Raw genomic sequence first — 24832 nt, 5'->3', positions numbered from 1 at the left:
TTAGTCTACAGGTTATCCCAATTATTCCTTAGTTGTCTCAACTTCGACATTCAATTTATCTGCTGATTGATGATCATCGTCATCTTCTGTATCACGCATTTCAATTTCTTTATCGTCGCTAGACATCATTTTAACGTCCATACCTAAACTTTGCAGCTCTTTAATCAATACTTTGAATGATTCAGGAACGCCTGGTTCTGGAACATTTTCGCCTTTAACAATTGCTTCATACGTCTTAACACGTCCAACAACATCATCAGACTTCACTGTTAAGATTTCTTGAAGAGTATAAGCAGCACCATAAGCTTCAAGTGCCCAAACCTCCATCTCACCGAAACGCTGTCCACCGAACTGAGCTTTACCTCCAAGAGGCTGCTGCGTTACAAGTGAGTATGGTCCAGTAGAACGAGCATGAAGTTTATCGTCAACCATGTGCGCAAGTTTGATCATATACATGACACCAACAGATACGCGGTTATCGAATGGTTCACCAGTACGTCCGTCATACAGGATTGTTTTCGCGTCATTTGCCATACCAGCTTCTTCAATCGTGCCCCAAACATCTTCCTCACGAGCACCATCGAATACTGGTGTTGCAATGTGAATGCCAAGGTATCTTGCTGCCATACCAAGATGAAGCTCTAATACCTGACCGATATTCATACGAGATGGTACCCCTAATGGGTTTAACATGATATCGATTGGCGTACCGTCTGGTAAGTAAGGCATATCTTCTTCTGGTAAAATACGAGAGATAACACCTTTGTTACCGTGACGTCCGGCCATCTTGTCACCTTCAGAAATTTTACGTTTTTGAACGATATATGCACGTACAAGTTGATTCACGCCTGGTGGCAACTCATCGCCATCTTCACGGTTGAATACTTTTACGTCTAAGATAATACCGCCACCACCGTGTGGTACACGTAGTGATGTATCACGTACTTCACGTGCTTTTTCTCCAAAGATAGCATGTAATAGACGTTCTTCAGCTGTTAATTCTGTTACACCTTTAGGTGTTACTTTACCAACAAGTAAATCTCCATCTTTTACTTCCGCACCAACGCGAATGATACCGCGCTCGTCAAGGTTGCGTAATGCATCTTCCCCAACGTTTGGAATGTCACGTGTAATTTCTTCTGGTCCAAGCTTCGTATCACGAGCTTCTGACTCATATTCTTCAATATGAATAGAAGTGTACACATCATCTTTTACAAGGCGCTCACTCATAATGATCGCATCCTCGTAGTTATAACCGTCCCAAGTCATGAAGCCAACAAGCACGTTACGTCCAAGTGCTAGTTCACCTAATTCCATAGAAGGACCATCCGCAAGGATTTCACCTTTTACAACTTCATTTCCAACACTTACGATTGGGCGTTGGTTGTAGCAAGTTCCTTGGTTAGAACGAATGAATTTTTGCATTTTGTAGCGATCTAAGTCGCCTTTTACTGTTTGACCGTCAACTTCTACAAAGCGACGTACCCAAACTTCACGTGCTTCTACGCGTTCAACAACACCAGGGTGTTTACAGATTACTGCAGCACCTGAGTCTTTTGCTGATACGTACTCCATACCTGTACCTACAATCGGAGATTCCGGATTCATTAACGGAACCGCCTGACGTTGCATGTTCGCTCCCATAAGTGCGCGGTTAGAGTCATCGTTTTCTAAGAACGGAATACAAGCTGTCGCTGCCGACACTACTTGTTTTGGAGATACATCCATGTAGTCGATGCGTTCTTTATTTGTGACAATGTTTTCACCACGGAAACGAGCTACGATATCTTCACTAAGGAATTCTCCTTCTTCAGATAATTTCATATTCGCTTGGGCTACAACATAATTATCTTCTTCATCTGCAGTTAAGTAATCAACCTGCCCTGTTACAAGACCAGTTTCTGGATCAACACGACGGTATGGTGTTTCAATGAAACCAAACTCATTTACTTTCGCGAACGATGATAATGAGTTAATCAAACCGATGTTTGGTCCCTCTGGTGTTTCAATCGGGCACATACGACCATAGTGAGAGTAGTGAACGTCACGCACTTCAAAGCCTGCGCGCTCACGCGTTAAACCACCGGGTCCTAATGCAGATAGTCTTCGTTTGTGAGTTAACTCTGCTAATGGGTTTGTTTGGTCCATGAACTGAGATAACTGAGAACTTCCGAAGAACTCTTTAATAGATGCAATAACAGGACGAATATTAATTAGCGCCTGTGGTGTAATTGCATTTGTATCCTGAATCGACATTCTCTCACGAACAACACGTTCCATACGAGAAAGACCGATACGGAATTGATTTTGTAATAGTTCTCCAACTGAACGCAGACGACGGTTTCCTAAATGGTCGATATCATCTGTATCCCCTACTTTGTATAGTAGGTTGAAGAAGTAACTGATAGAAGCAAGGATATCACCTGGTGTAATGTGTTTTACATCACGAGTAATATTCGCATTACCAATTACATTAATTACGCGTTCGCCTTCTGACTCAGGAGCATAAATCTTAATAGATTGCAGCTCAACATCGCCTTCTACCACTCCACCCATTGGTTTCGCTGTTTTGAATCCAATGTTTTTCTCTAAGTAAGGTAAAATGCGATCAAGTGTACGACGATCTAAGATTGTTCCTTCTGCCGCTAAAATTTCACCAGTTTCTGGATCCACTAATGTTTCAGCTAAGCGTTGGTTAAACAATCTGTTTTTAATGTGTAACTTCTTGTTGATCTTATAGCGACCTACATTTGCTAAATCGTAGCGCTTTGGATCGAAGAAACGAGACACAAGTAAGCTCTTAGCATTTTCTACCGTTGGTGGTTCACCAGGACGTAGACGCTCATAAATTTCAAGCAATGCTTTTTCTGTGCTATCTGTGTTGTCTTTTTCTAATGTGTTGCTTAAGTATTCGTTATCACCTAAAAGCTCGGTGATTTCTTGATCAGAGCCAAACCCTAATGCGCGTAACAAAACAGTTACAGGAAGTTTACGCGTACGGTCAATACGCACATATACAACATCCTTAGCATCTGTCTCATACTCTAACCAAGCTCCGCGGTTTGGAATTACAGTAGCAGTAAAACCACGTTTTCCGTTTTTATCCACTTTGCCACTATAGTATACGCTTGGAGAGCGAACTAACTGGGAAACGATAACACGTTCTGCACCGTTAATTACGAATGTTCCAGTCTCTGTCATGAGTGGGAAATCTCCCATGAACACATCTTGTTCTTTTACTTCACCAGTTTCCTTGTTGATTAGACGCACTTTTACACGAAGTGGTGCTGCATACGTCACATCACGCTCTTTGCATTCGTCTACAGAGTATTTAGGTTCACCTAAGCTGTAGTCGATAAATTCAAGCGATAGATTTCCCGTAAAGTCTTCAATCGGAGAAATGTCTTGGAACATTTCTCGCAAACCCTCATCAAGAAACCACTGATAAGAAGAGGTTTGAATTTCGATAAGATTTGGTAACTCTAATACTTCACTAATACGGGCATAACTTCTTCGTTGGCGGTGGCGTCCGTATTGAACTAGTTGACCTGTCAACTGCTTCACCCCTCAAATCATGAGTATTATAAATGCACAAAAAAATTTGCGCAAAATCACAAATAAATACAACTACTGCTATTAGCGTAGTCTTTTTCTCTTAAAGATAAATACGTTGAGTCTTTCTACCTGCTCAAAAAAGAAAAATGGCTTCTATAAGAAAACCATCATTCTGTTTCATAATCTGCTGATTTTACTATCTTTTCCAAGAGAAACAAAAATATACATCTTTCTCAACGCAGAAAATCATATATTGGCATTGTATAATGTTAACATAGCCAAAAATAACCGTCAACGTTTTTTTGATTTTATGATATAATATCCCTTTTTCTTTTCTACAACTTCGACTTCAGAAAATACTTCCTCTAGTTTCTTCAGTGCAGATGGTGCACCTTGCTTCTTTTGAATAACAATCCACAACTCTCCACCTGAAACTAAATGATCTACAGCCTTTTCTAAAATCTCATGCACGATATCTTTACCTGCACGAATTGGAGGATTAGATAGAATAGCAGCATACATACCATCTACATTTTCATAGACGCTACTTTGAAAAATGTGTACATTTCCAACTCTATTGTTAGCGGCATTTTCTTTTGCAAGCTCAAGCGCCCTTTCATTCACATCCACCATGTGAACTTTACGGTCTTGAAACTCTTTCGCCAACGATAAACCAATTGGTCCATATCCACAACCTACGTCTAATATATCACCTTTAATATCTGGCACTTGAAACGCTTCAATTAAAAGACGAGAACCAAAGTCCACTTCGTTTTTCGAGAACACCCCACGGTCAGATAAGAAAGTAAATTGAGATCCACGAAGTGCAAATTCCCATCGCTTACGATCACTTTTACTAGAAGGGTCGTTAGAAAAATAATGGTCTGCCATATGGCCACCTCTTTTCTTTACAGTTAAAAAAAAAGCTCGCATGAGAGCGAGCTTTTTTTAAAGCATCAAAAGTTAATTACTTAACTTCTACAGCAGCGCCAACTTCTTCAAGTTTAGCTTTCATTTCTTCAGCTTCCTCTTTAGAAACGCCTTCTTTGATTGCTTTTGGAGTGTTGTCAACTAATTCTTTAGCTTCTTTTAAGCCAAGACCAGTGATTTCACGTACAGCTTTGATAACTTTGATTTTTTGAGCGCCAGCACTTGCAAGTACTACGTCAAATTCAGTTTTTTCAGCAGCAGCTTCACCAGCGCCACCAGCTACAGCTACAGGAGCAGCAGCAGTTACGCCGAATTCTTCCTCGATAGCTTTTACTAAGTCGTTAAGTTCTAATACAGTCATAGATTTAACTGCTTCAATGATTTGTTCTTTAGTCATTGTAAATATCCTCCCTTAAATAGGTTTGTATTGTTTTATAGATAACAAGTAATTATCTTTTAAAAAATTAAGCGCCTTGCTCTTCCTTTTGTTCTGCAACTGCTTTAGTAGCAAGTGCAAGGTTACGGATTGGAGCTTGAAGAACGCTAAGAAGCATAGAAAGTAAGCCTTCACGTGATGGAAGAGTAGCGATAGCTTTAACCTCATCAAGTGTTACAAGTTTACCTTCGATTACACCAGCTTTAATTTCTAAAGCTTCGTGTTTTGTAGCGAAGTCGTTTAATACTTTCGCAGGAGCAACTACATCCTCGTTACTGAACGCGATTGCGTTTGGTCCTGTTAAGAATTCGTTTAACTCAGCCATTTCAGCAGACTCTGCAGCACGACGAGTTAAAGAGTTTTTGTAAACTTTGAACTCAACGCCAGCCTCACGTAAGTTTTTACGTAATTCTGTTACTTCAGAAACTGTTAAACCACGGTAGTCAACAACGATCGTAGATTTACTTTCGCGAAGTTTTTCAGCGATTTCAGTTACAACTTGTTGTTTAGTTTCGATTACTTTGCTCATGTTATTACACCTCCTGTAGATTATATAGAAGATGTACCGAAAGTGCACTAAAAACCTCCATGCCCAACTTGTAGACATGGAGGCATATAGTCACAGAAAAAAATTCCGTTTCGTATATTAACACCTAGGTAGGAAATTAAGTCTATTGACACCTACTGTCTACGGTACACTAATTAAATTCACAACATAAATGATTATATAAAAACTTCTTTATGAAGTCAACTTCCAAAATTTACGCTAATGTAGAAACGTCTACACGTACGCCAGGTCCCATTGTAGAAGCAACTGTTACGTTCTTCATGTAAGTACCTTTTGCAGCAGCTGGCTTAACTTTTTGTAAAGTGTCAGCGATTGTGCTGAAGTTTTCTACTAATTTAGCATCTTCGAAAGATACTTTACCGATTGGAACGTGGATGTTACCAGCTTTATCAACGCGGTATTCAACTTTACCAGCTTTGATTTCGTTAACAGCTTTAGTTACATCGAAAGTAACTGTTCCAGTTTTAGGGTTTGGCATTAAACCTTTAGGTCCTAATACGCGACCAAGTTTACCAACTTCACCCATCATGTCAGGAGTTGCTACTACTACATCGAAATCGAACCAACCTTGTTGGATTTTACCGATGTAATCAGCATCGCCTACGAAGTCAGCTCCAGCAGCTTCAGCTTCTTTAGCTTTTTCGCCTTTAGCGAATACTAATACACGTTGTACTTTACCAGTACCGTGTGGAAGAACAACTGCACCACGGATTTGTTGGTCAGCTTTCTTAGGGTCAACACCTAAACGGAATGCAACTTCTACAGTCGCATCAAATTTAGCTGTGTTTGTTTTCTTTACTAATTCTACTGCTTCTGTTGCAGAGTAAGCAGTTGCACGATCAACAAGCTTTGCAGCTTCTACGTACTTTTTACCTCTTTTAGCCATTTTTATTTCCTCCTCGAATGTGGTTTTAGCGGAATAACCTCCCACGTTTACGCTTATTTTCAGGTATAACCTGAGGACGCGCGCCATCCATTTATTTAAAAACGATAATCATTTACGATAATAAAGGTTGCGAATTGGAATTCCAGACCCGCAACCTTTTTAAAAAAACAAATCGAATTAGTCTTCGATAACGATGCCCATACTGCGTGCAGTACCTTCAACCATACGCATTGCAGCTTCTACGCTAGCAGCGTTTAGGTCAGGCATTTTAGTTTCAGCGATTTCGCGTACTTTATCACGCTTAACAGTTGCCACTTTATTACGGTTTGGTTCACCAGAACCAGACTCAATACCAGCTACTTTCTTAAGAAGAACAGCAGCAGGAGGAGTTTTAGTAATGAAAGTGAATGAACGGTCCTCAAATACCGTAATTTCAACAGGGATGATAAGACCAGCTTGATCAGCTGTACGAGCGTTAAACTCTTTACAGAAGCCCATGATGTTAACACCTGCTTGTCCTAATGCTGGACCAACTGGTGGAGCTGGGTTAGCTTTACCTGCAGGAATTTGAAGCTTTACCATTTTAATTACCTTTTTAGCCACGAGACACACCTCCTTAAGTCCGTGATGTGGTCAATTGGACAGTGATTTGCCCTCCCACGTCATATTTTATCTGTAAGGATAAAATCTTTCAAAAAACGTCTCCGATAACGAAGACGTACTGACTTAAAAGATATTATCACTTTTTACAATTCATTTCAAGTTTCATTTTATAATTTTTCAATTTGATGGAAGTCAAGTTCAACTGGAGTCTCGCGACCGAACATGTCCACAAGCACGCTAACCTTTTTCTTCTCCACATCAATTTCTTCAATAGCACCTGTATAATCTGCGAATGGTCCTTCATTTACACGCACTGTTTCATGAAGTTCAAAGTCGAAATCAACCACTTCGTTGTCCATTCCCATATGCTTCATAATGGTAACAACTTCCTCTTCTAATAGAGGTGATGGTTTAGATCCAGAACCAGAAGAACCAACGAACCCAGTTACACCTGGTGTATTACGTACAACATACCAAGAGTCATCAGTCATGATTAATTCTACTAATACATAACCTGGGAACACTTTTCTTTTCATTAATTTTTCTTTACCGTTTTTCATTTCTACTTCTACTTCTTCCGGGACAACAACACGGAAAATTTTATCTTGCATACCCATTGATTCTACACGTTTCTCCAGGTTTGCTTTTACTTTATTTTCATATCCAGAATAAGTATGGACAACATACCAACTTTTTTCCATTCATTTAGGACGAGCGTCCTTCCCTCCCTGACGTACATTTTTTTGCGCAAATGAAAAAACCCGTTCACCGGGCTTTTACACAGTTCTTATAAATAACATTATATCATGGATAAGTGCTTCTTATTCAAGAATTAACCAAGAATTAACCGAATTAAAGAAGAAATGCCCATATCAACTACTGCGAAGAAAATCGCAAAGAAGACAACTGTAGCGATAACAGTCGCTGTTGAACGGAGTAATTCATCTTTTTTAGGCCAACTTACTTTTTTCATTTCGCGACCTACATCGCCGAAAAAGTTCGTTAAACGCATCTACGGGACCTCCAGTGTATTATTTCAATTATTTATTTTGTTTCCTTGTGAACTGTATGCTGATTGCATGTTTTACAAAACTTCTTTATTTCAAGTCGCTCTACTGAGCTCGTATCTTTCATCGTAGAGTAGTTTCGATTTTTACACTCTTCACATGAGAGTACAACTTTTTTCCTCATTAGTTACACCAACCTTGTAACATTATGTCCCTAAAAATGTATCATACAACAAAAGACAATGTCAATGACATGCCTTTTGTACTCTCTACAAAAAGAAAACAGGTGATTTTTTACACCTGTAGTATTTATTATGAATTTAACGTAGTACTCTCTCTCATTTCCATATATCGTTCCAATTTCCGCTTTACCCTCTGTAAAGCGTTATCAATAGATTTCACATGTCTATTTAACTGTTCCGAAATCTCTTGATAAGAACGACCATCTAGATATAAAGAAAGAACTTTTCTTTCTAAATCGCTTAATAATTCAGATATTTTAGATTCTATGTCTGTATATTCTTCCTGACTTATAATCATTTCTTCAGGATCCGTTACCTTCGCTTCCGAAATAACATCTAATAATGTCCGATCAGATTCTTCATCATAAATCGGCTTATCTAAAGAAACATATGAATTTAACGGGATATGTTTTTGCCTTGTTGCTGTTTTAATAGCGGTAATAATTTGTCGAGTGATACACAGTTCAGCAAATGCTTTGAATGAAGACAGCTTGTCCTCTTTATAATCACGAATCGCTTTAAACAATCCAATCATACCTTCTTGAACAATATCTTCTCGATCGGCACCCACTAAGAAATAAGATCTTGATTTCGCGCGAACAAAGTTCTTATATTTGTGAATCAAATATTCTAGAGCGTCAGTATTACCTTTTCGAACTAACTCAACGATTGCCTCATCCTCTAAATCACGAAATGTAACGTCGCCTACACTTACGAAGCCTGCTTCCACCTTGATCCCTCCGACCGCTATTTATTTAGCAATATTATACAGTAAAAAGATAAAGAGCGTCAATGCTTCAACGCTCTCCTCTTCTTAATTTTTCTAATTTTTCTGTAATATCTTTACTAAATATCTTTCGCATGGCGGGTTGCTTTTCTTTTGTGTCTTGCGTACGCCTTCTTACTTGTTGCTCCATCGCTTGTACTTCCAGCTCTAATTCACGTGCAGATTTCCGAAGAGCACCTTGCGCAAATATAACCCATTGTTCCGTATAATCAGAAGTCGCAACATATATTTGCGTATTTATATTCCTAAGCTCAATCGCTAGTTGCTCTATCTTTTCATCTGCAGTTTGATTCTTTCTCGTGAATATGACTTCCACACGCGATTGTTTCATCTTTTTTTCAATGCCTTGTACTGTATAAGCATCAAAGACTATCATTACCTTTGTACCAGTGTATCCTTGGTAATCCGCCATCTTATCAATCAGTGCATCCCTTGATGATTGCAAATCTACATCCCGTAGTTTCTTCAAGTCTCCCCAAGCTCCGATAATGTTGTAACCGTCAACGATTAAAATATCGTTCATTTTTTATTTACCAATTTCGTGACGCTTACGATATACCTCATACATTAACAAACTTGCGGCTACTGAAGCATTTAAGGATGTAACTTTACCCACCATCGGTAAAGTAATTAGGAAATCACATTTTTCACCAATAATACGACTCATACCTTTTCCTTCACTTCCAATTACTAATCCAATTGGCATTTTACCATCTAAATTACGGTAATCCGTTTTCCCTTTTGCATCTGTACCAGCAATCCAAAGTCCACGTTCTTTTAACTCATCAATTGTACGAGATAAATTCGTTACACGTGCAACAGGAATATATTCAATTGCTCCAGTCGATGCTTTCGCAACTGATGCTGTAAGTCCCACAGCTCTTCTCTTCGGAATAATAATTCCATGAGCTCCTGTTGCATCCGCAGTACGCATAATAGAACCTAGGTTATGTGGGTCTTCAATTTCATCTAAAATTAAGAAGAACGGATCTTCATTACGCTTCTCTGCTACTTTAAATAGATCTTCTAGCTCAGCATATTGATACGCAGCCACTTGAGCAATTACACCTTGATGGTTCCCCTCAACTAATTGATCTAACTTCTTCTTTGGTGCATGTTGTAAAATAACCTTATTTTCTTTCGCTAGTGCTAGTACAATTTGTACTTGTCCTTTGGCAGCACCTTCTGCGATCCAAATTTTATTAATATCTCTTCCTGATCGTAACGCTTCAATTACAGGGTTACGTCCGATAATATATTCACTACTCATGATGATGTGCCCCCTTCCTTTTCTTCTAAAACAGCAATTGCTTTATATACAATTTCGTCTAATCTTTCGCGATTATTTAATAAGTGATGATAGCCAATTAGCGCTTCAAAAGCTGTACTATGTCGATATGTTTGTACATCCGTGTTTTTCGGAACAGTACCTGAATTTGCATTACGCCCTCTTCTTAGTACTGCTTCTTCTTCCTCAGTTAAAAATGCTGTCTCTAATAAATGATAAACAACTTTCGCCTGTGCTTTTGCCGAAACAAAGTTTGTCCCTAATCGATGTAATTGGTTAGGACGAACTTTCCCTTTTTGGAGTAGGTGATAGCGGATATATTGTTCATATACCGCATCACCCATGTATGCTAACGCTAAGCTGTTTAATTGCTTTGCATCAATCATTCTTATCCTCTTTTCCATCTTGTACCTTGAGCGGTATCTTCTAAAATAATATTACGGTCTTTTAAATCATCGCGAATTTGATCTGACAATGCAAAATCACGATTTTTACGAGCTTCAATACGTTTTTGAATAAGTGCCTCGATTTCTTCATCAAGCAACTCGTCTTGCGCTAATTCTAACCCCAAAATATCAAATAATGTTTCAAGTTGTTTTACGTATGCCTCAATTACCACTTTAGACGTATGTTCTTCCAGTAAATATTGATTCGCATGATTTGCTACATTATATAACTCAGTGATTGCATTAGCAGTGTTGAAGTCATCATTCATTGCTTCTTCAAATGCAGTCTGGAATTTTTCCAGTTCCGCTAACCAATTCTCATTATGGTCTGTTAAATCGGTACTACTTTCCATACGGTGTTTTAAGTTACCGTAAGCCGTTTTAATTCTTTCCAGTCCGTTATTTGTACTTTGTAATAACTCTTCACTGAAATTAATTGGGTGACGGTAATGCACCGATAGCATAAAGAATCTGATTAACTGTGGATCATATTGCTTAATGATATCGTGAACTAAAATGAAGTTCCCCAGCGACTTAGACATCTTCTCATTATTAATATTAATATATCCATTGTGCATCCAATAACGTGCAAATGTTTTTCCAGTTAACGCCTCAGACTGTGCAATTTCATTCTCATGATGAGGAAATGCTAAGTCTTGACCACCAGCATGAATATCGATTGTATCTCCTAAGTATTTACGCGCCATTGCCGAGCATTCAATATGCCAGCCTGGACGACCTTTCCCCCAAGGGCTTTCCCAGAAGATTTCTCCTTCTTTCGCAGCTTTCCATAGAGCAAAATCAAGAGGGTCTTGTTTCTTTTCTCCTACTTCAATACGCGCGCCGTGACGTAAGTCTGCAATTGGTTGATGCGATAATTTACCGTACCCTTCGAATTCCTTCGTTCTAAAGTACACATCACCTTCTGATTCATATGCATATCCTTTATTCACAAGTTCTTGAATAAATTCAATAATGATATCCATATTTTCCGTTACACGCGGATGAACCGTTGCATGTTTGCAACCTAGTGCTGTTACATCCTCAAAGTACGCCTCAACGAAACGGTCAGCAATTGTCGGCACATCTTCACCTAATTCATTTGCTGCTTTAATTAGTTTATCATCTACGTCAGTAAAGTTAGATACATACTGCACATCATACCCTTTATATTCTAAATAACGGCGTACCGTATCAAATACCATAGGTGGTCTTGCATTCCCAATGTGAATATAGTTATACACTGTAGGTCCGCACACATACATCTTTACCTTATTTTCTTCTAATGGAGTAAACTCTTCCTTTTGACGCGTTAACGTATTATAAATGTGAATAGTCATTTTTATCCTTCCTTTCTACCTTTACTTCAAGTTGTTTTTTCAATTTATCAAGTTCTACTTCCATGACCTTTAACTTATCAAAAATTGGGTCTGGAAGGTCAGAATGATTTAATTCTTGACCGATCTTTACTCCATTTTGAATAACGACTCGGCCAGGTATACCTACAACTGTAGAATGTGCAGGGACTTCTTTTAATACGACAGACCCCGCTCCAATTTTAGAATTCTCTCCAACTGTAATAGAACCTAGTACTTTAGCACCTGTTGCAATTAATACATTATCCTGAATTGTAGGGTGCCTCTTTCCCTTTTCTTTACCCGTACCACCTAATGTAACCCCTTGATATATCGTTACATTATCACCAATTTCGCACGTTTCTCCAATTACAACCCCCATTCCATGGTCTATGAAAAAACGACGACCAATTGTTGCTCCTGGATGAATTTCAATGCCAGTAAAGAAACGACTAACTTGTGAGATCCAACGTGCAATAAAGAAGAAATTCTTTTTATAAAAAGCATGTGCAATTCGATGTGCCCAAACTGCATGTAATCCAGAGTAAGTCAAAATGACTTCGAAATAACTTCTTGCCGCTGGATCCTGTTCAAAAACGACTTCAATATCTTCCCGAAGCCTCTTAAACATCGATGTTCCCTCCCCTTTATGGGCTGCTTTTTCGAGCGAACTAACTCCCTACTTATCTCCCTAAACCTTTATACACGTAGATAAAACTTATACTCATATCCTGTTTTACGGTATAAAAAAAGACGCCTCTGTCATATTGACAGAGACGCCTTATAAGCGCGGTTCCACTCTGTTTAGGCTAAAAAAAGCCTCAAACTCATCTCTGATAACGGTGTACACCGCTTCTGCTTACTTTACGCCCTAAGACGTTTCGCAAAACAATTTGCTGTTCAGCAGAAGACTCGAAGGGGCATTTCAAAAATCCGCTTATAAACCACTTCCAGCCTAAAGGTGGTTCTCTCTGTAAAAAGCCTGATTTTCTACTTCTCCTTCTCGTCGCTTTTCCTTATTAGGTTTTAAGTATACTTATTATATTTCTAAACCTAGAAAATGTTAACCAATTACTTTTTGAAGACGATTTAAAACTTTTTCTTTTCCAAGAAGTGCAATAGCATTAGGAAGCTCTGGACCATGTGTTTGACCAGTAGTTGCAACACGGATTGGCATAAATAAGTTTTTACCTTTATGACCTGTTTCCTTTTGAACTGCTTTAATAGCAGCCTTAATTGCTGCTGGTTCCATCGCTTCTAGTGCTTCTACTTGACCAGCAAATGCGCGAAGTACTTCTGGTACTTGTTCACCTTTTAATACTTCTTGTCCTTCTTCTTCATGATCAACATGATCTTTGAAGAACATTTCAGAAAGCTCTACAATTTCAGCTCCAAAACTCATTTGTTCATGATATAACGCAATTACATCACGAATCCAAGCTTGTTCTTGTTCACTTAAAGTCTCACCTATACGTCCAGCTTTCACTAAATGCGGTAAGCTTAATTCTACCACCGTATCTAAATCTTGCTTTTTCATATATTGGTTGTTCATCCATTTTAATTTTTGAGAATCAAACAATGCAGGTGATTTTGATAAACGAGCTGCATCGAACATTTTGATAAACTCTTCTTGAGAGAAGATTTCTTCTTCTCCTACTGGCGACCAGCCTAGTAGTGCAATAAAGTTAAAGATTGCTTCTGGAAGATATCCAAGCTCTTTATATTGCTCAATAAATTGAATAATAGATTCATCACGCTTACTTAATTTTTTACGGCTTTCATTTACAATTAAAGTCATATGACCAAATTGCGGGATATCCCAACCGAAAGCTTCATAAATCATCATTTGTTTTGGCGTATTTGAAATATGATCATCACCACGAAGTACGTGTGTAATTTCCATTAAGTGATCATCTACTGCTACCGCAAAGTTATAAGTTGGAATTCCATCTTTTTTCACGATAACGAAATCACCGAAATCATTTGAATGGAATGCAACTTCATCTTTTACGATATCTTTAAATGTGTAATCACGGTCAGCTGGTACACGGAAACGAATACTTGGAATACGTCCCTCAGCTTCAAATTCTTTCTCTTGTGCTTCAGTTAAATCACGGTGGTTACCTGCGTAACGAGGTGTTTCACCACGAGAGATTTGTCCTTCACGTTCTGCTTCTAGCTCTTCTTCTGTCATATAACATTTGTAAGCTAAACCACGCTCTAGTAAATCTTCATATAATTTTTTATAAATATCTAAACGCTCTGTTTGACGATATGGTCCAAATTCACCACCAACATCAACACCTTCATCCCAGTCCATACCGAGCCATTTCAAGTATTTTAATTGGCTTTCTTCTCCACCAGCAACATTACGTTTTACATCAGTATCTTCAATACGAATAATAAACTTACCATCTTGATGACGAGCAAATAAATAATTAAATAATGCCGTACGCGCATTTCCGATATGTAAGTGTCCTGTTGGACTTGGCGCATAGCGCACTCTCACTTGCTTTTCCATAATTGGTACACCTTCCATTCTTAATGTCAACACATTCTATAATTGTACACCAAACAAATGTGATTATCCATCTTACGAATTAAAAACCCTTATTTTTTCTGTAATAAAACAACTGCTTGAGAAGCAATTCCTTCTTCTCTACCTGTAAATCCTAATTTTTCTGTTGTTGTTGCCTTTACATTGATATTATCAATAGACGTTTCTAATAGCTCACTAATGCGTTTACGCATACTTTCAATATGTGGTGCCATCTTCGGCTTTTGAGCAATAATTGTACAATCTAGATTTCCTAACTCGTAACCTTGTTCACGTACAAATCCCCAAACCTTTTGCAGCAATACAGCTGAATCAGCATCTTTAAAGGCAGGATCTGTATCAGGGAAATGCTTTCCAATATCTCCTGCTGCAATTGCACCTAAACATGCGTCCGCAATCGTATGTAACAATACGTCTGCGTCTGAATGACCAATTAATCCTTTCTCATGGGGAATTGTAATTCCACCAATAATTAACGGTCTACCTTCCGCGAATTCATGCACATCAAAACCTTGTCCAATTCGAAACATTTTTTATATCCTCCTCAAGCTAAACTACAGAGTTTTATGATTCTATATTATATCGCTATCCTTATAAAGAAAAGCCCGGCTGTTGCCGAGCTTTTCTTCGCTATGCTCATTGCTATCATTTCGTTTGAACGTGAAGAAAGCTTTCAGCAATTAGTAAATCTTCTGGAGTCGTCACTTTAATATTATAGTAACTTCCTTCTACTACACCTACTTGCTTCCCAATACGTTCTACGAGACTTGCATCATCTGTACCAAGGAAACAACTCTGTTTCGCACTTCTATGAGCTTCTAACAAAAGAGAAACAGCGAACCCTTGCGGTGTTTGTACAGCTTTAAGCTGAGATCTTTCTACCGTTTCGATAACAACACCCTGCTCTACCTTCTTAACGGTATCTTTCACTGGCACCGCACAAATAGAAGCCCCATATTTTTCTGCTGCAGTTAATACATCTTGAATCACTTTATTCGTTACGAATGGACGCGCACCGTCATGTACAAGAACATACTCAACATCACTAGTATGCTGAATCGCATTGTACACACTATCTTGTCTTTCAGCTCCACCCTGAATAAATTGTACTGGCTTTTCAATCGGATACTCCTGCATTAATTCTTCAAAATACGGACGTTCTTCTTCATTAATTGCCATAATAATACTTTTGCACGCTTTATCTGTTTCAAAAGCACGTAACGTATGCACAATAATCGGTACTTCATTAATAAGTAAGAACAACTTATTTTTGCCAGCACCCATCCGCTTACCTTGACCAGCTGCTGGAATAATTAATGTATACATATTAATAATCCTCTACTTATAATGCTTTTTCTAATAATTTACGTTTGGCGAAAATCATACGACCAGCCGATGTTTGTAACACACTCGTAACAAGCACATCGAGTTGTGAACCTACATATTCTCTACCATCTTCTACTACAATCATCGTGCCGTCATCTAAATATGCAACACCTTGATTTTGTTCTTTTCCATCTTTTACAACATAAACACTTAGTTCTTCCCCTGGGAGTACAACAGGTTTAATTGCATTAGCTAAATCGTTAATGTTTAACACCGTTACCCCTTGTAGTTCAGAAACTTTATTTAAGTTGAAATCATTCGTTACTACCGTTCCACCAGTGATCTTCGCCAACTTTACAAGCTTGCTATCCACTTCTTGAATATCATCGAAATCGCCTTCATAAATTTCTACCGGAATCGGCATCTCTTTTTGAATACGATTTAAAATATCTAATCCTCTGCGACCACGATTACGTTTTAAAGCATCCGAAGAATCGGCAATGTGCTGAAGTTCTTCTAACACGAATTGTGGAATCACAATTGTTCCTTCTAAAAACTTTGTTTGGCAAATATCAGCAATACGTCCGTCGATAATTACACTCGTATCGAGAATTTTCCAATGAGTTGTAGATTCTTCTACCTCTGCTTCAGTTTCTTCATTATCACTATTATTATTTTTCTTCTTCCCACGTTGTGGTAGTGTAAATAATCCTAGCAATTCATTCCTCTTTTTAAACCCTACTTGGAATCCTAAGTATCCAAGTAAAAGAGTAAAGAACACTTGCAACACTGTACTAATAACTGGAATTGTAAATTCACGAATTGGTATTAAAATTAAATACGCAACAATAAGCCCAGAGATTAAACCTAATGTACCAAATAAAACATCCGCTACAGGCGCCTTTACAAGAGCCTCTTCAATATGCTTAATAAGTTGAACAATATAATCTACAAGCCAAAATGTTGTTAAAAATAAAATAATTGCACCAATAATTGCACGAGCATACGATCCTTCCAATAAAGGAACGGCACCGATGTCTAATACATTAATAACTTTTGGGATTAAGTAAATCCCTAACGCTCCCCCAATTACTAGAAAGAAGAGCTGTACAATCCGTTTTAACATCCAACCACCTCCTACTCATTATTAACCATTGTTTCGCTAATCAAAACGCCGAATGCAAAAGCGGACGTGTTTTTTTATAAATAGTTTTATTTACCAATATATCATATCATATACCAAAAGTGTTCTAGTGTCGTTATATTATGGAATCAATGTAATATTCTTAATTGTGTCTACTCATATAGAGATGCTCTTGGATTCTTTTTAGGCCTTCTCGTATTTTCTTCGCCCTGACTTCTCCAATTCCTTCCACATCATCCAATTCATTAATAGTTGCTCGACAAACACCTTGCAAAGTCTTAAACCGATTAATTAAATTTTCAATGATAAGTGGCGGAACGCGCGAAATTTTGCTTGTGATTCGGTATCCTCTCGGCGTCACACTTTCTTCTAAACTCGTTTGTCCTGGGTAGCCAAGCAATTTAACTAAATCGCTATCCTCTAAAAGTTGTGTGTTCGCAAGATCTTGTAACTTTTTCAAAATTTGATGATGGTCTTGTGTTTTTTCTTGGTAATAATCTTTAATTAATAACGCTGCCTCTGCCTCTAAATCAGCTAGTAGTTCTGTAAGTTGTAAACGAATTAACCTACCTTCTGTTCCTAGCTCATGAATATAGCTCAATATTTCATTTTTAATACGCAGTACCATTTCAACACTATGTAGCACATGAACCACCTCGGACATTGTAACGACTTCTTCAAATTCTAGAATGCCCAAATTGGTAATACCATCATTCCATACAGCCTTATATTTTTCTAACGTCTGAATAGCTTGGTTTGCCTTTGTTAAAATAACACCTATATCCTTTAGTGTATAACGTAAATTCCCTTGATATAGTGTAATTACGTTACGTCTTTGTGAAATAGCCACAACGAGACTACCTGTCTGCTTTGCTACACGCTCTGCTGTCCGGTGGCGCATACCTGTTTCAATAGAATCAATAGATGCCTCTGGAACTAACTGTGCATTTGCAATTAAAATTTTACTTCCAGTTTCATTTAAAATAAGTGCCCCATCCATTTTTGCTAATTCGTATAAACTAGCAGGAGAGAATGCGCAATTAATATGAAATCCTCCATCTACAATACTTTTAATTTGTTCGTTATATCCAAGAACAATTAGTCCCCCTGTTTGTGCGCGAAGCACATTATCTATCCCTTCGCGCAGTGGTGTTCCTGGGGCCACGAGTTGTAAAATATTAATCATACTTTTGACACGTTGCTTGTTTTCTTCCATAGCCTAGCCTCCTAATGTCAAACGAAGCGCTTCCCCTAAATTAGATACACCTACTACCTCAATCCCATCCGGAATTGTCCATCCTCCCAAATTTTTTCTAGGAATAATAGCACGTTGAAATCCTAATTTAGCTGCTTCTTGTACACGTTGTTCAATTCTCGATACTCTTCTTATTTCTCCAGTTAATCCTACTTCTCCTATTACTGCATCGGTTGGTGCCGTAGATTTATCTCTAAAACTTGAAGCGATACTTAAAGCCACAGCTAAATCAATTGCTGGTTCATCTAATTTCAAACCACCTGCTACTTTTAAATATGCATCTTGGTTTTGCAATAATAAACCTGTTCTTTTTTCTAACACTGCCATAATAAGCGATACACGGTTATGATCAATTCCCGTCGCCATTCTTCGAGGGTTTCCAAAACTAGTAGGGGAGATTAATGCTTGTATTTCTACTAAAACCGGTCTTGTTCCTTCCATTGAGGCAACTACTGTTGATCCTGCGACTCCAACGGGTCTTTCCTCAAGAAAGATTTCAGAAGGGTTTAAGACTTCCGCAAGACCAAGCTCTTTCATTTCAAAAATACCCATTTCATTCGTGGAACCAAAACGATTCTTCACAGCTCGCAAAATACGGTATGTATGATGACGATCTCCTTCAAAGTAAAGAACTGCATCGACCATATGTTCTAACATACGTGGCCCTGCAATTGCCCCCTCTTTTGTTACATGTCCGACGATAAAAATAGGGATTCCTTTCGTTTTTGCAAGTTTCATTAATTCTGCTGTACATTCACGTACTTGTGCCACACTTCCCGGCGCTGACGTTACCTCAGGTAAATGTATCGTTTGAATGGAGTCAATAACAACAAAAGCTGGATTCATCTCTTCAATGTGTGCTGCAATTCGCTGCAAGTCTGTCTCTGATACAACAAATAGATTACTACCATTTACATGCAAACGATCTGCACGAAGTTTAATCTGTTTTGCCGATTCTTCACCGGATATATATAGTACATCATATGAAGAATCTGCTAATTGCGATGAAATCTGTAATAGTAATGTTGATTTTCCAATCCCAGGGTCTCCACCAATAAGTACTAATGATCCATCTACAATCCCACCACCAAGTACACGGTTAAACTCTTGGAATTTCGTTTCAATACGTGCCTCAGATTTTGTTTCTACTTCTGTTAGGCGTCTTGGTTTTGTTACTTCCGATTGAATTGCATTGGCATAATTAAGGCGTCTTGATGATACAACCGGTTCCATCTCTTCAACAAGTGTATTCCATTGACCACAACCAGGGCATTTACCCATATATTTTGGTGACTGATAACCACACTCTTGACATGTAAATTTTGTTTTCTTTTTAGCCATATCGTTTTATATTTCACTTCACTTTCATCTATACACAGTTTATCCTTCTCGTACAAGAAAGAGGGCTATCTCGTAGCCCTCTTAGTTTGTCTATACTTATTTTACCTTTTCAGCACTATGAATGACAAATGTTTCCCCTTCAACATCAAAGATAACTTTTTGTCCTTTCTCAATAGCACCTTTTAAAAGTTCTTCCGATAGTCTATCTTCTACATGTTTCTGAATTGCTCTACGAAGCGGACGAGCACCGTATTCTCGGTCAAATCCTTTATCAGCAATGGCTGAAATTGCTCCTTCTGTTAAATGCAATTCAATTTCTTGCTCTTTTAAGCGATTCACTAACTGATTTACCATAAGTGTTACAATCTCTTGAATATGTTTTTTCTCAAGCATATGGAACACGATAATTTCATCAATACGGTTTAAGAATTCTGGACGAAATGCCTTTTTCAGTTCATCCATTACTTTACCTTTCATATCTGAATAATCGCGGCTCTCATCTTGTACGTTAAATCCAAGATGTTTATTACGTTTTAACGCGTCTGCACCAACGTTAGATGTCATAATAACAATTGTATTACGGAAATCAACTGTACGCCCTTTAGAATCCGTTAAACGACCATCTTCTAATACTTGTAGTAAAATGTTAAACACATCAGGGTGAGCTTTCTCTACTTCATCTAATAGGACAACTGAATATGGCTTACGGCGAACCTTTTCTGTTAATTGTCCACCTTCTTCATATCCAACATATCCTGGAGGAGATCCAACTAAACGAGAAGTAGAATGCTTCTCCATGTACTCAGACATATCGATGCGAATCATTGCATCCTCATCACCGAACATAGATTCCGCTAACGCTCTTGCTAGCTCTGTTTTACCTACACCTGTTGGTCCTAAGAAAATAAATGAACCAATCGGACGTTTTGGATCTTTCAATCCCGCTCTAGCACGACGAACAGCTTTCGCTACAGCTACTACCGCTTCATCTTGACCAATAACACGATCGTGAAGGATGGATTCTAAGTTTAATAATTTATCAGTCTCTGTTTGTGCAAGTTTAGAAACCGGGATACGAGTCCACGTAGAAACGACATTTGCAATATCTTCTACTGTCACTTCTGAATTTTCTTTTCCTTGTTGTTCTTTCCATTGACGCTTCGTATCTTCTAACTTCTCACGTAAGCGTTGTTCCATATCACGTAAGGAAGCAGCTTTTTCAAATTCTTGACTTTGCACAGCTGCATCTTTTTCTTTTCTAATTTCCTCAAGCTTCACTTCAAGCTCTTTTAGATTTGGTGGTGTTGTATAAGAACGTAAGCGAACCTTTGAAGCAGCTTCATCAATTAAGTCAATTGCCTTATCTGGTAAGAAACGATCTGTAATATAACGGTCTGAAAGCTTTACAGCTGCATCAATTGCATCATCTGTAATAGATACACGGTGATGTGCCTCGTAACGATCACGTAAACCTTTCAAGATTTGAGTTGATTCATCTAAACTTGGCTCATCAACGTGAATCGGTTGGAATCGTCTCTCTAAAGCCGCGTCTTTTTCAATATATTTACGATATTCATCTAAAGTTGTCGCCCCAATACATTGTAACTCTCCGCGTGCTAAAGATGGTTTTAAGATGTTCGATGCATCAATAGCACCTTCTGCTCCACCTGCACCAATTAATGTATGAAGTTCATCAATAAATAGAATAATGTTGCCAGCTTGACGGATTTCATCCATAACTTTCTTTAAACGATCTTCAAATTCACCACGATATTTCGTTCCAGCTACAACTGTACCCATATCTAGTGTCATAACACGCTTATCTCTTAATGTTTCAGGAACTTCATTATTTACAATTTGTTGTGCTAATCCTTCTGCAATTGCCGTTTTACCTACACCAGGCTCTCCAATTAATACAGGATTATTTTTTGTTCTACGGCTTAAAACTTCAATTACACGTTGAATTTCTTTACCACGCCCGATAACAGGATCTAGACGATTTTCACGTGCAACAACTGTTAAATCACGTGCTAAGCTATCCAGTGTCGGTGTATTTGCATTTGTTGAAGAACCACCTTGGTGACCTGAACTTGCTTCATTACTTCCAAGAAGTTGCAATACTTGTTGCCTTGCCTTATTTAGGCTAACACCTAAGTTATTTAAAACACGTGCTGCTACGCCTTCACCCTCACGGATTAAACCAAGTAAGATATGTTCTGTTCCAACGTAAGAATGACCTAATTTACGAGCTTCATCCATTGACAACTCAATAACTTTTTTAGCACGCGGTGTATAATGTACAGTTTGAGAAGCTTCTGTTCCGCGTCCAATTAATGCTTCTACCTCTTTTTGAACTTTCTCTGGACTTAATCCAAGAGCAATTAACGCTTTTGCTGCAATTCCTTCACCTTCACGTACAAGCCCAAGTAAAATATGTTCTGTTCCAATATTATTATGCCCAATACGAATTGCTTCCTCTTGAGATAAAGCTAATACTTTCTGTGCTCTTTCTGTAAATCTTCCAAACATCATAGAAATCGCCTCCTACTTGCGCTTAGTTTTTTTCAATACGTAATCGCTCACGGATTAAGGTTGCTCTTCGATAATCTCTTTCTTCTGGTCCTAAAGGTCCACCTGCATATTGTTGTAAAATACCTGGTTGTGTAAGAACCATTAGCTCAGTCAAAATATTTCTCGATACACCTTTTATATATCCTAAATCAATACCAAGTCGTACATCTGATAAGCAAGTGGCCGCTTCCGCAGATTGAATTAACCGACTGTTTGCTAGTATGCCATAAGAGCGATAAACTTTATCTTCAAGCTCAATACTTGAATTTTGTACAATTAATTCTCTAGCCATTTTCTCTTGCTGTATGATTTGTTGAATGACACTCTTTAAATCTGCAATAATATCTGCTTCAGATTTTCCTAGCGTCATTTGATTTGACACTTGAAATATATTACCTAACGCTTCGCTACCTTCACCGTATATTCCTCTTACTACTAACCCTAATTTTTGAATTACTTGTATAATACGGCTAATTCTTTTCGTTAAAACGAGTCCCGGTAAGTGAATCATTACGGAAGCCCTCAATCCTGTACCAACGTTAGTAGGGCAGCTCGTTATATATCCAAGTGATTCATCAAAAGCATATTCAACCTCTTCCTCTATCCAATTATCTATTTGATTGGCACTTTGAAGGGCCTCTGATAACTGCAACCCTGAAAATAAGCACTGAATCCTAATATGGTCTTCTTCATTCAGCATAACACTAATATGTTCGCTTCCTGACAATAGACATGCTCCATATTCTGTTCCTGCAAGGTTAGGACTAATTAAATGCTTTTCAACTAATACTCTCCTTTGAAGAGGCGTTAATTCATTCATTTTTAATAGTTCAAACTCTCCAAAGGGTTCTACCGTTTTATTTATAAATTCCTTTTTAAATAATTCATGAATCTGTTTAGCTTCTTCTTCGTTTTGCATAGTAGAGAATTGATATTTTTTAAAATTACGAGCCAAACGTATTCGACTACTTAAAACAATATCAGAATCAGGGCCATCCCCCTTCATCCATGGACTAATCGCTTCATTCATGATTTTGTCCAGTGACATAGAACTATTCCCCCTCTCTATGCTCACTAAGCTGATTTTCAAGACCTCGAATTTTATCCCTTACTTCAGCAGCTTTCTCAAACTCCTCTTTCTGTACGTATTGTTTCAGAATGAGTTTTAGTTCATCTAATTCTTTCTTTAAGTGAATATTTCCTTCTATACGTTCCGGAATTTTTCCACAATGATCTGTATGTCCGCCGTGAAGACGTTTTAATAATGGCTTTAAATGTTCCTTAAATGTATCGTAACAAGAAGCACATCCAAAACGTCCCACCTTTGTAAATTGCTCATATGTCATCTTACAATCTGGACACCTTAATATACTTGTATTCGAAAGCCCGTTTTGTCCTTCTTCAAACATTGTTGATTCACCATGTAATAACCCAGCAAATAAATTATGGAATGAAAAGTTAGACTGTGGCGATTGAAAGAAAGACGTATAGCCACTTTGTTCTGCACATTGCTCACAAAGATGAACTTCCGTCTTCTGTTCGTTGATTACTTTTGTATAATGTAAAGTTGCTGGTCTTATATTACAGTTTTGACAAGTCATCACTATCCCCACCTTTACAACAGGAACGATCTATCTCATAATACTTTTTCATACATTACTAGATTGTTCGCTTTCCCTTATTCGTTTAAATAAAAGTGCGTGTTCTTTTTTCAAAACCTCTACAATATTTAACTGCCTGATATCTTAGTTATTACTCTTTTACAAAAGCTGTATTTATTTATATTTCAGTGTTCTTAACATTGCGCATAATATTCGAGCCCTAAGTTCATCTCGAGAAGGAACATCCATTGATAATACAGAACGATCTAGTACACTTAACATAAGTTTAGCTTCACGATTTGTTATGATTCCCTCTTCTATTAAACGTATAATCATACTCTCTGCATTCCCTTGCGCAACGCTATGATCAATCATATGAAGCATTTGATCGATAATGTCTATATCGTCATGCAGTTTGACTTTTATAATGCGAATGTAACCTCCTCCACCACGTTTACTTTCTACTACAAATCCTCTTTCTATCGTAAAACGGGTATTGATTACATAATTGATTTGAGATGGTACGCACTCGAATCGATCCGCAATCTCATTTCTTTTGATTTCAATCACATTATTATTACTTAAGTCAATAACTTGCTTTAGATATTGCTCAATGATATCAGATATATTTCTCATTTATCCGCCACCTTTATTGACTTTGACTATCTTTGACTTTAATTATATACGTATTAATAAAATTTGCAACTCTTTTGCTTATTCACTATCCTAGCCACATTCCCCTGTATTTAATCAAAATAATAATTATTTAAACACATTTTTTAATTACTATGGATTATAAAAGAAAACACGAAAAAACACGAGTCATTTGACTCGTGTTTAGTTGCTTGGCGACGTCCTACTCTCACAGGGACAAGGTCCCAACTACCATCGGCGCTAGAGAGCTTAACTTCCGTGTTCGGTATGGGAACGGGTG

At 37.9% G+C, this 24832-nt stretch carries 25 protein-coding genes, 1 rRNA gene and 2 other annotated features; all 26 genes read right to left on the bottom strand.

The features are described from left to right. Positions 1-21: 21 nt before the first annotated feature. A complete protein-coding gene (gene rpoB / locus FOT98_RS25525) occupies positions 22-3555 on the bottom strand; it encodes a DNA-directed RNA polymerase subunit beta (protein ID WP_061678374.1) in 3534 nt (1177 codons plus the stop codon). A 291-nt stretch (positions 3556-3846) separates the two neighbouring features. Then, positions 3847-4446 carry a class I SAM-dependent methyltransferase gene (locus FOT98_RS25520; RefSeq protein WP_063260921.1) on the bottom strand — a complete coding sequence of 200 codons (600 nt, stop codon included), beginning with the start codon at positions 4444-4446 and terminating at the stop codon, positions 3847-3849. A gap of 76 nt (positions 4447-4522) precedes the next feature. Next, positions 4523-4882 (bottom strand): 50S ribosomal protein L7/L12, encoded by a 360-nt coding sequence (rplL, locus tag FOT98_RS25515; RefSeq protein ID WP_000159737.1) that lies wholly within the window; start codon positions 4880-4882, stop codon positions 4523-4525. A 67-nt stretch (positions 4883-4949) separates the two neighbouring features. Next, a complete protein-coding gene (gene rplJ, locus FOT98_RS25510) occupies positions 4950-5450 on the bottom strand; it encodes a 50S ribosomal protein L10 (RefSeq protein WP_000048724.1) in 501 nt (166 codons plus the stop codon). A gap of 39 nt (positions 5451-5489) precedes the next feature. Further along, positions 5490-5633: a sequence feature (ribosomal protein L10 leader region), on the bottom strand. 49 nt (positions 5634-5682) lie between these two features. Further along, positions 5683-6375, bottom strand: a complete 693-nt coding sequence (gene rplA, locus FOT98_RS25505) for a 50S ribosomal protein L1 (protein ID WP_002070162.1) — start codon at positions 6373-6375, stop codon at positions 5683-5685. A 177-nt stretch (positions 6376-6552) separates the two neighbouring features. Beyond that, on the bottom strand, positions 6553-6978 hold the full coding sequence (rplK, locus tag FOT98_RS25500; protein WP_001085872.1) for a 50S ribosomal protein L11: 426 nt from the start codon (positions 6976-6978) through the stop codon (positions 6553-6555). A 167-nt stretch (positions 6979-7145) separates the two neighbouring features. Next, a complete protein-coding gene (nusG, locus tag FOT98_RS25495; protein WP_000415794.1) occupies positions 7146-7679 on the bottom strand; it encodes a transcription termination/antitermination protein NusG in 534 nt (177 codons plus the stop codon). Between the two features lie 131 nt (positions 7680-7810). Continuing rightward, entirely contained in the window at positions 7811-7990 is a 180-nt protein-coding gene (secE, locus tag FOT98_RS25490) for a preprotein translocase subunit SecE (RefSeq protein ID WP_001241321.1), read from the bottom strand. A 32-nt stretch (positions 7991-8022) separates the two neighbouring features. Continuing rightward, positions 8023-8169: a 50S ribosomal protein L33 gene (rpmG, locus tag FOT98_RS25485; protein ID WP_002070160.1), complete on the bottom strand. Its 147-nt coding sequence runs from the start codon at positions 8167-8169 to the stop codon at positions 8023-8025. A 128-nt stretch (positions 8170-8297) separates the two neighbouring features. Further along, positions 8298-8957: an RNA polymerase factor sigma-70 gene (locus FOT98_RS25480; RefSeq protein ID WP_000387198.1), complete on the bottom strand. Its 660-nt coding sequence runs from the start codon at positions 8955-8957 to the stop codon at positions 8298-8300. 67 nt (positions 8958-9024) lie between these two features. After that, complete coding sequence (locus tag FOT98_RS25475) at positions 9025-9537, bottom strand: NYN domain-containing protein (RefSeq protein ID WP_000997888.1); 513 nt, start codon at positions 9535-9537, stop codon at positions 9025-9027. A 3-nt stretch (positions 9538-9540) separates the two neighbouring features. Beyond that, on the bottom strand, positions 9541-10284 hold the full coding sequence (rlmB, locus tag FOT98_RS25470) for a 23S rRNA (guanosine(2251)-2'-O)-methyltransferase RlmB (protein WP_000093762.1): 744 nt from the start codon (positions 10282-10284) through the stop codon (positions 9541-9543). After that, positions 10281-10688: a Mini-ribonuclease 3 gene (locus FOT98_RS25465; protein WP_063260920.1), complete on the bottom strand. Its 408-nt coding sequence runs from the start codon at positions 10686-10688 to the stop codon at positions 10281-10283. The genes rlmB and FOT98_RS25465 overlap by 4 nt, the downstream gene beginning before the upstream one ends. 2 nt (positions 10689-10690) lie before the next feature. Then, complete coding sequence (cysS, locus tag FOT98_RS25460) at positions 10691-12088, bottom strand: cysteine--tRNA ligase (protein WP_061678375.1); 1398 nt, start codon at positions 12086-12088, stop codon at positions 10691-10693. Beyond that, complete coding sequence (cysE, locus tag FOT98_RS25455; RefSeq protein ID WP_000476500.1) at positions 12069-12734, bottom strand: serine O-acetyltransferase; 666 nt, start codon at positions 12732-12734, stop codon at positions 12069-12071. Before cysE ends, cysS begins: the two co-directional genes overlap by 20 nt. A gap of 138 nt (positions 12735-12872) precedes the next feature. Further along, positions 12873-13119, bottom strand: a binding site (T-box leader). Between the two features lie 47 nt (positions 13120-13166). After that, on the bottom strand, positions 13167-14624 hold the full coding sequence (gene gltX, locus FOT98_RS25450) for a glutamate--tRNA ligase (protein ID WP_061678376.1): 1458 nt from the start codon (positions 14622-14624) through the stop codon (positions 13167-13169). 89 nt (positions 14625-14713) lie between these two features. Continuing rightward, positions 14714-15190 carry a 2-C-methyl-D-erythritol 2,4-cyclodiphosphate synthase gene (gene ispF / locus FOT98_RS25445; RefSeq protein ID WP_000488392.1) on the bottom strand — a complete coding sequence of 159 codons (477 nt, stop codon included), beginning with the start codon at positions 15188-15190 and terminating at the stop codon, positions 14714-14716. A 115-nt stretch (positions 15191-15305) separates the two neighbouring features. After that, on the bottom strand, positions 15306-15986 hold the full coding sequence (gene ispD, locus FOT98_RS25440; RefSeq protein WP_063260919.1) for a 2-C-methyl-D-erythritol 4-phosphate cytidylyltransferase: 681 nt from the start codon (positions 15984-15986) through the stop codon (positions 15306-15308). 16 nt (positions 15987-16002) lie between these two features. Beyond that, positions 16003-17112: a PIN/TRAM domain-containing protein gene (locus FOT98_RS25435; protein WP_061678379.1), complete on the bottom strand. Its 1110-nt coding sequence runs from the start codon at positions 17110-17112 to the stop codon at positions 16003-16005. Between the two features lie 160 nt (positions 17113-17272). Continuing rightward, on the bottom strand, positions 17273-18346 hold the full coding sequence (gene disA, locus FOT98_RS25430; protein ID WP_061678380.1) for a DNA integrity scanning diadenylate cyclase DisA: 1074 nt from the start codon (positions 18344-18346) through the stop codon (positions 17273-17275). Positions 18347-18349: 3 nt separating this feature from the next. Next, a complete protein-coding gene (radA, locus tag FOT98_RS25425) occupies positions 18350-19726 on the bottom strand; it encodes a DNA repair protein RadA (RefSeq protein ID WP_061678381.1) in 1377 nt (458 codons plus the stop codon). A gap of 96 nt (positions 19727-19822) precedes the next feature. Then, positions 19823-22258: an ATP-dependent protease ATP-binding subunit ClpC gene (gene clpC / locus FOT98_RS25420; protein WP_061678382.1), complete on the bottom strand. Its 2436-nt coding sequence runs from the start codon at positions 22256-22258 to the stop codon at positions 19823-19825. A 22-nt stretch (positions 22259-22280) separates the two neighbouring features. Next, the gene (gene mcsB, locus FOT98_RS25415) at positions 22281-23345 is read right to left on the bottom strand and encodes a protein-arginine kinase McsB (RefSeq protein WP_063260918.1); all 1065 of its coding nucleotides are present in this window, start codon (positions 23343-23345) and stop codon (positions 22281-22283) included. A 4-nt stretch (positions 23346-23349) separates the two neighbouring features. Continuing rightward, positions 23350-23898, bottom strand: a complete 549-nt coding sequence (mcsA, locus tag FOT98_RS25410; protein WP_063260917.1) for a protein-arginine kinase activator protein McsA — start codon at positions 23896-23898, stop codon at positions 23350-23352. A 174-nt stretch (positions 23899-24072) separates the two neighbouring features. Then, positions 24073-24534, bottom strand: a complete 462-nt coding sequence (gene ctsR / locus FOT98_RS25405; RefSeq protein ID WP_061678384.1) for a transcriptional regulator CtsR — start codon at positions 24532-24534, stop codon at positions 24073-24075. 207 nt (positions 24535-24741) lie between these two features. After that, positions 24742-24832: ribosomal RNA gene (gene rrf / locus FOT98_RS25400) — 5S ribosomal RNA — on the bottom strand; the annotation flags it as partial.

The organism is Bacillus sp. HY001 (assembly GCF_007558965.1).
Taxonomy (GTDB): Bacteria; Bacillota; Bacilli; order Bacillales; family Bacillaceae_G; genus Bacillus_A; species Bacillus_A mobilis.
This window is presented reverse-complemented; position numbering and strand designations above follow the sequence as displayed.

Excerpts from the sequence above, each read along its gene's own strand:
- FOT98_RS25435 (WP_061678379.1), bottom strand. The coding sequence starts at position 17,112 with ATGTTAAAACGGATTGTACAGCTCTTCTTTCTAGTAATTGGGGGAGCG.
- cysE (WP_000476500.1), bottom strand. The coding sequence starts at position 12,734 with ATGTTTAAGAGGCTTCGGGAAGATATTGAAGTCGTTTTTGAACAGGAT.
- secE (WP_001241321.1), bottom strand. The coding sequence starts at position 7,990 with ATGCGTTTAACGAACTTTTTCGGCGATGTAGGTCGCGAAATGAAAAAA.
- rplA (WP_002070162.1), bottom strand. The coding sequence starts at position 6,375 with ATGGCTAAAAGAGGTAAAAAGTACGTAGAAGCTGCAAAGCTTGTTGAT.
- radA (WP_061678381.1), bottom strand. The coding sequence starts at position 19,726 with ATGGCTAAAAAGAAAACAAAATTTACATGTCAAGAGTGTGGTTATCAG.
- rlmB (WP_000093762.1), bottom strand. The coding sequence starts at position 10,284 with ATGAGTAGTGAATATATTATCGGACGTAACCCTGTAATTGAAGCGTTA.
- rplJ (WP_000048724.1), bottom strand. The coding sequence starts at position 5,450 with ATGAGCAAAGTAATCGAAACTAAACAACAAGTTGTAACTGAAATCGCT.
- FOT98_RS25465 (WP_063260920.1), bottom strand. The coding sequence starts at position 10,688 with ATGATTGATGCAAAGCAATTAAACAGCTTAGCGTTAGCATACATGGGT.
- ctsR (WP_061678384.1), bottom strand. The coding sequence starts at position 24,534 with ATGAGAAATATATCTGATATCATTGAGCAATATCTAAAGCAAGTTATT.
- nusG (WP_000415794.1), bottom strand. The coding sequence starts at position 7,679 with ATGGAAAAAAGTTGGTATGTTGTCCATACTTATTCTGGATATGAAAAT.
- gltX (WP_061678376.1), bottom strand. The coding sequence starts at position 14,624 with ATGGAAAAGCAAGTGAGAGTGCGCTATGCGCCAAGTCCAACAGGACAC.
- mcsB (WP_063260918.1), bottom strand. The coding sequence starts at position 23,345 with ATGTCACTGGACAAAATCATGAATGAAGCGATTAGTCCATGGATGAAG.
- clpC (WP_061678382.1), bottom strand. The coding sequence starts at position 22,258 with ATGATGTTTGGAAGATTTACAGAAAGAGCACAGAAAGTATTAGCTTTA.
- FOT98_RS25520 (WP_063260921.1), bottom strand. The coding sequence starts at position 4,446 with ATGGCAGACCATTATTTTTCTAACGACCCTTCTAGTAAAAGTGATCGT.
- disA (WP_061678380.1), bottom strand. The coding sequence starts at position 18,346 with ATGGAAGAAAACAAGCAACGTGTCAAAAGTATGATTAATATTTTACAA.
- cysS (WP_061678375.1), bottom strand. The coding sequence starts at position 12,088 with ATGACTATTCACATTTATAATACGTTAACGCGTCAAAAGGAAGAGTTT.
- rplL (WP_000159737.1), bottom strand. The coding sequence starts at position 4,882 with ATGACTAAAGAACAAATCATTGAAGCAGTTAAATCTATGACTGTATTA.
- FOT98_RS25475 (WP_000997888.1), bottom strand. The coding sequence starts at position 9,537 with ATGAACGATATTTTAATCGTTGACGGTTACAACATTATCGGAGCTTGG.
- rpmG (WP_002070160.1), bottom strand. The coding sequence starts at position 8,169 with ATGAGGAAAAAAGTTGTACTCTCATGTGAAGAGTGTAAAAATCGAAAC.
- mcsA (WP_063260917.1), bottom strand. The coding sequence starts at position 23,898 with ATGACTTGTCAAAACTGTAATATAAGACCAGCAACTTTACATTATACA.
- ispD (WP_063260919.1), bottom strand. The coding sequence starts at position 15,986 with ATGTATACATTAATTATTCCAGCAGCTGGTCAAGGTAAGCGGATGGGT.
- ispF (WP_000488392.1), bottom strand. The coding sequence starts at position 15,190 with ATGTTTCGAATTGGACAAGGTTTTGATGTGCATGAATTCGCGGAAGGT.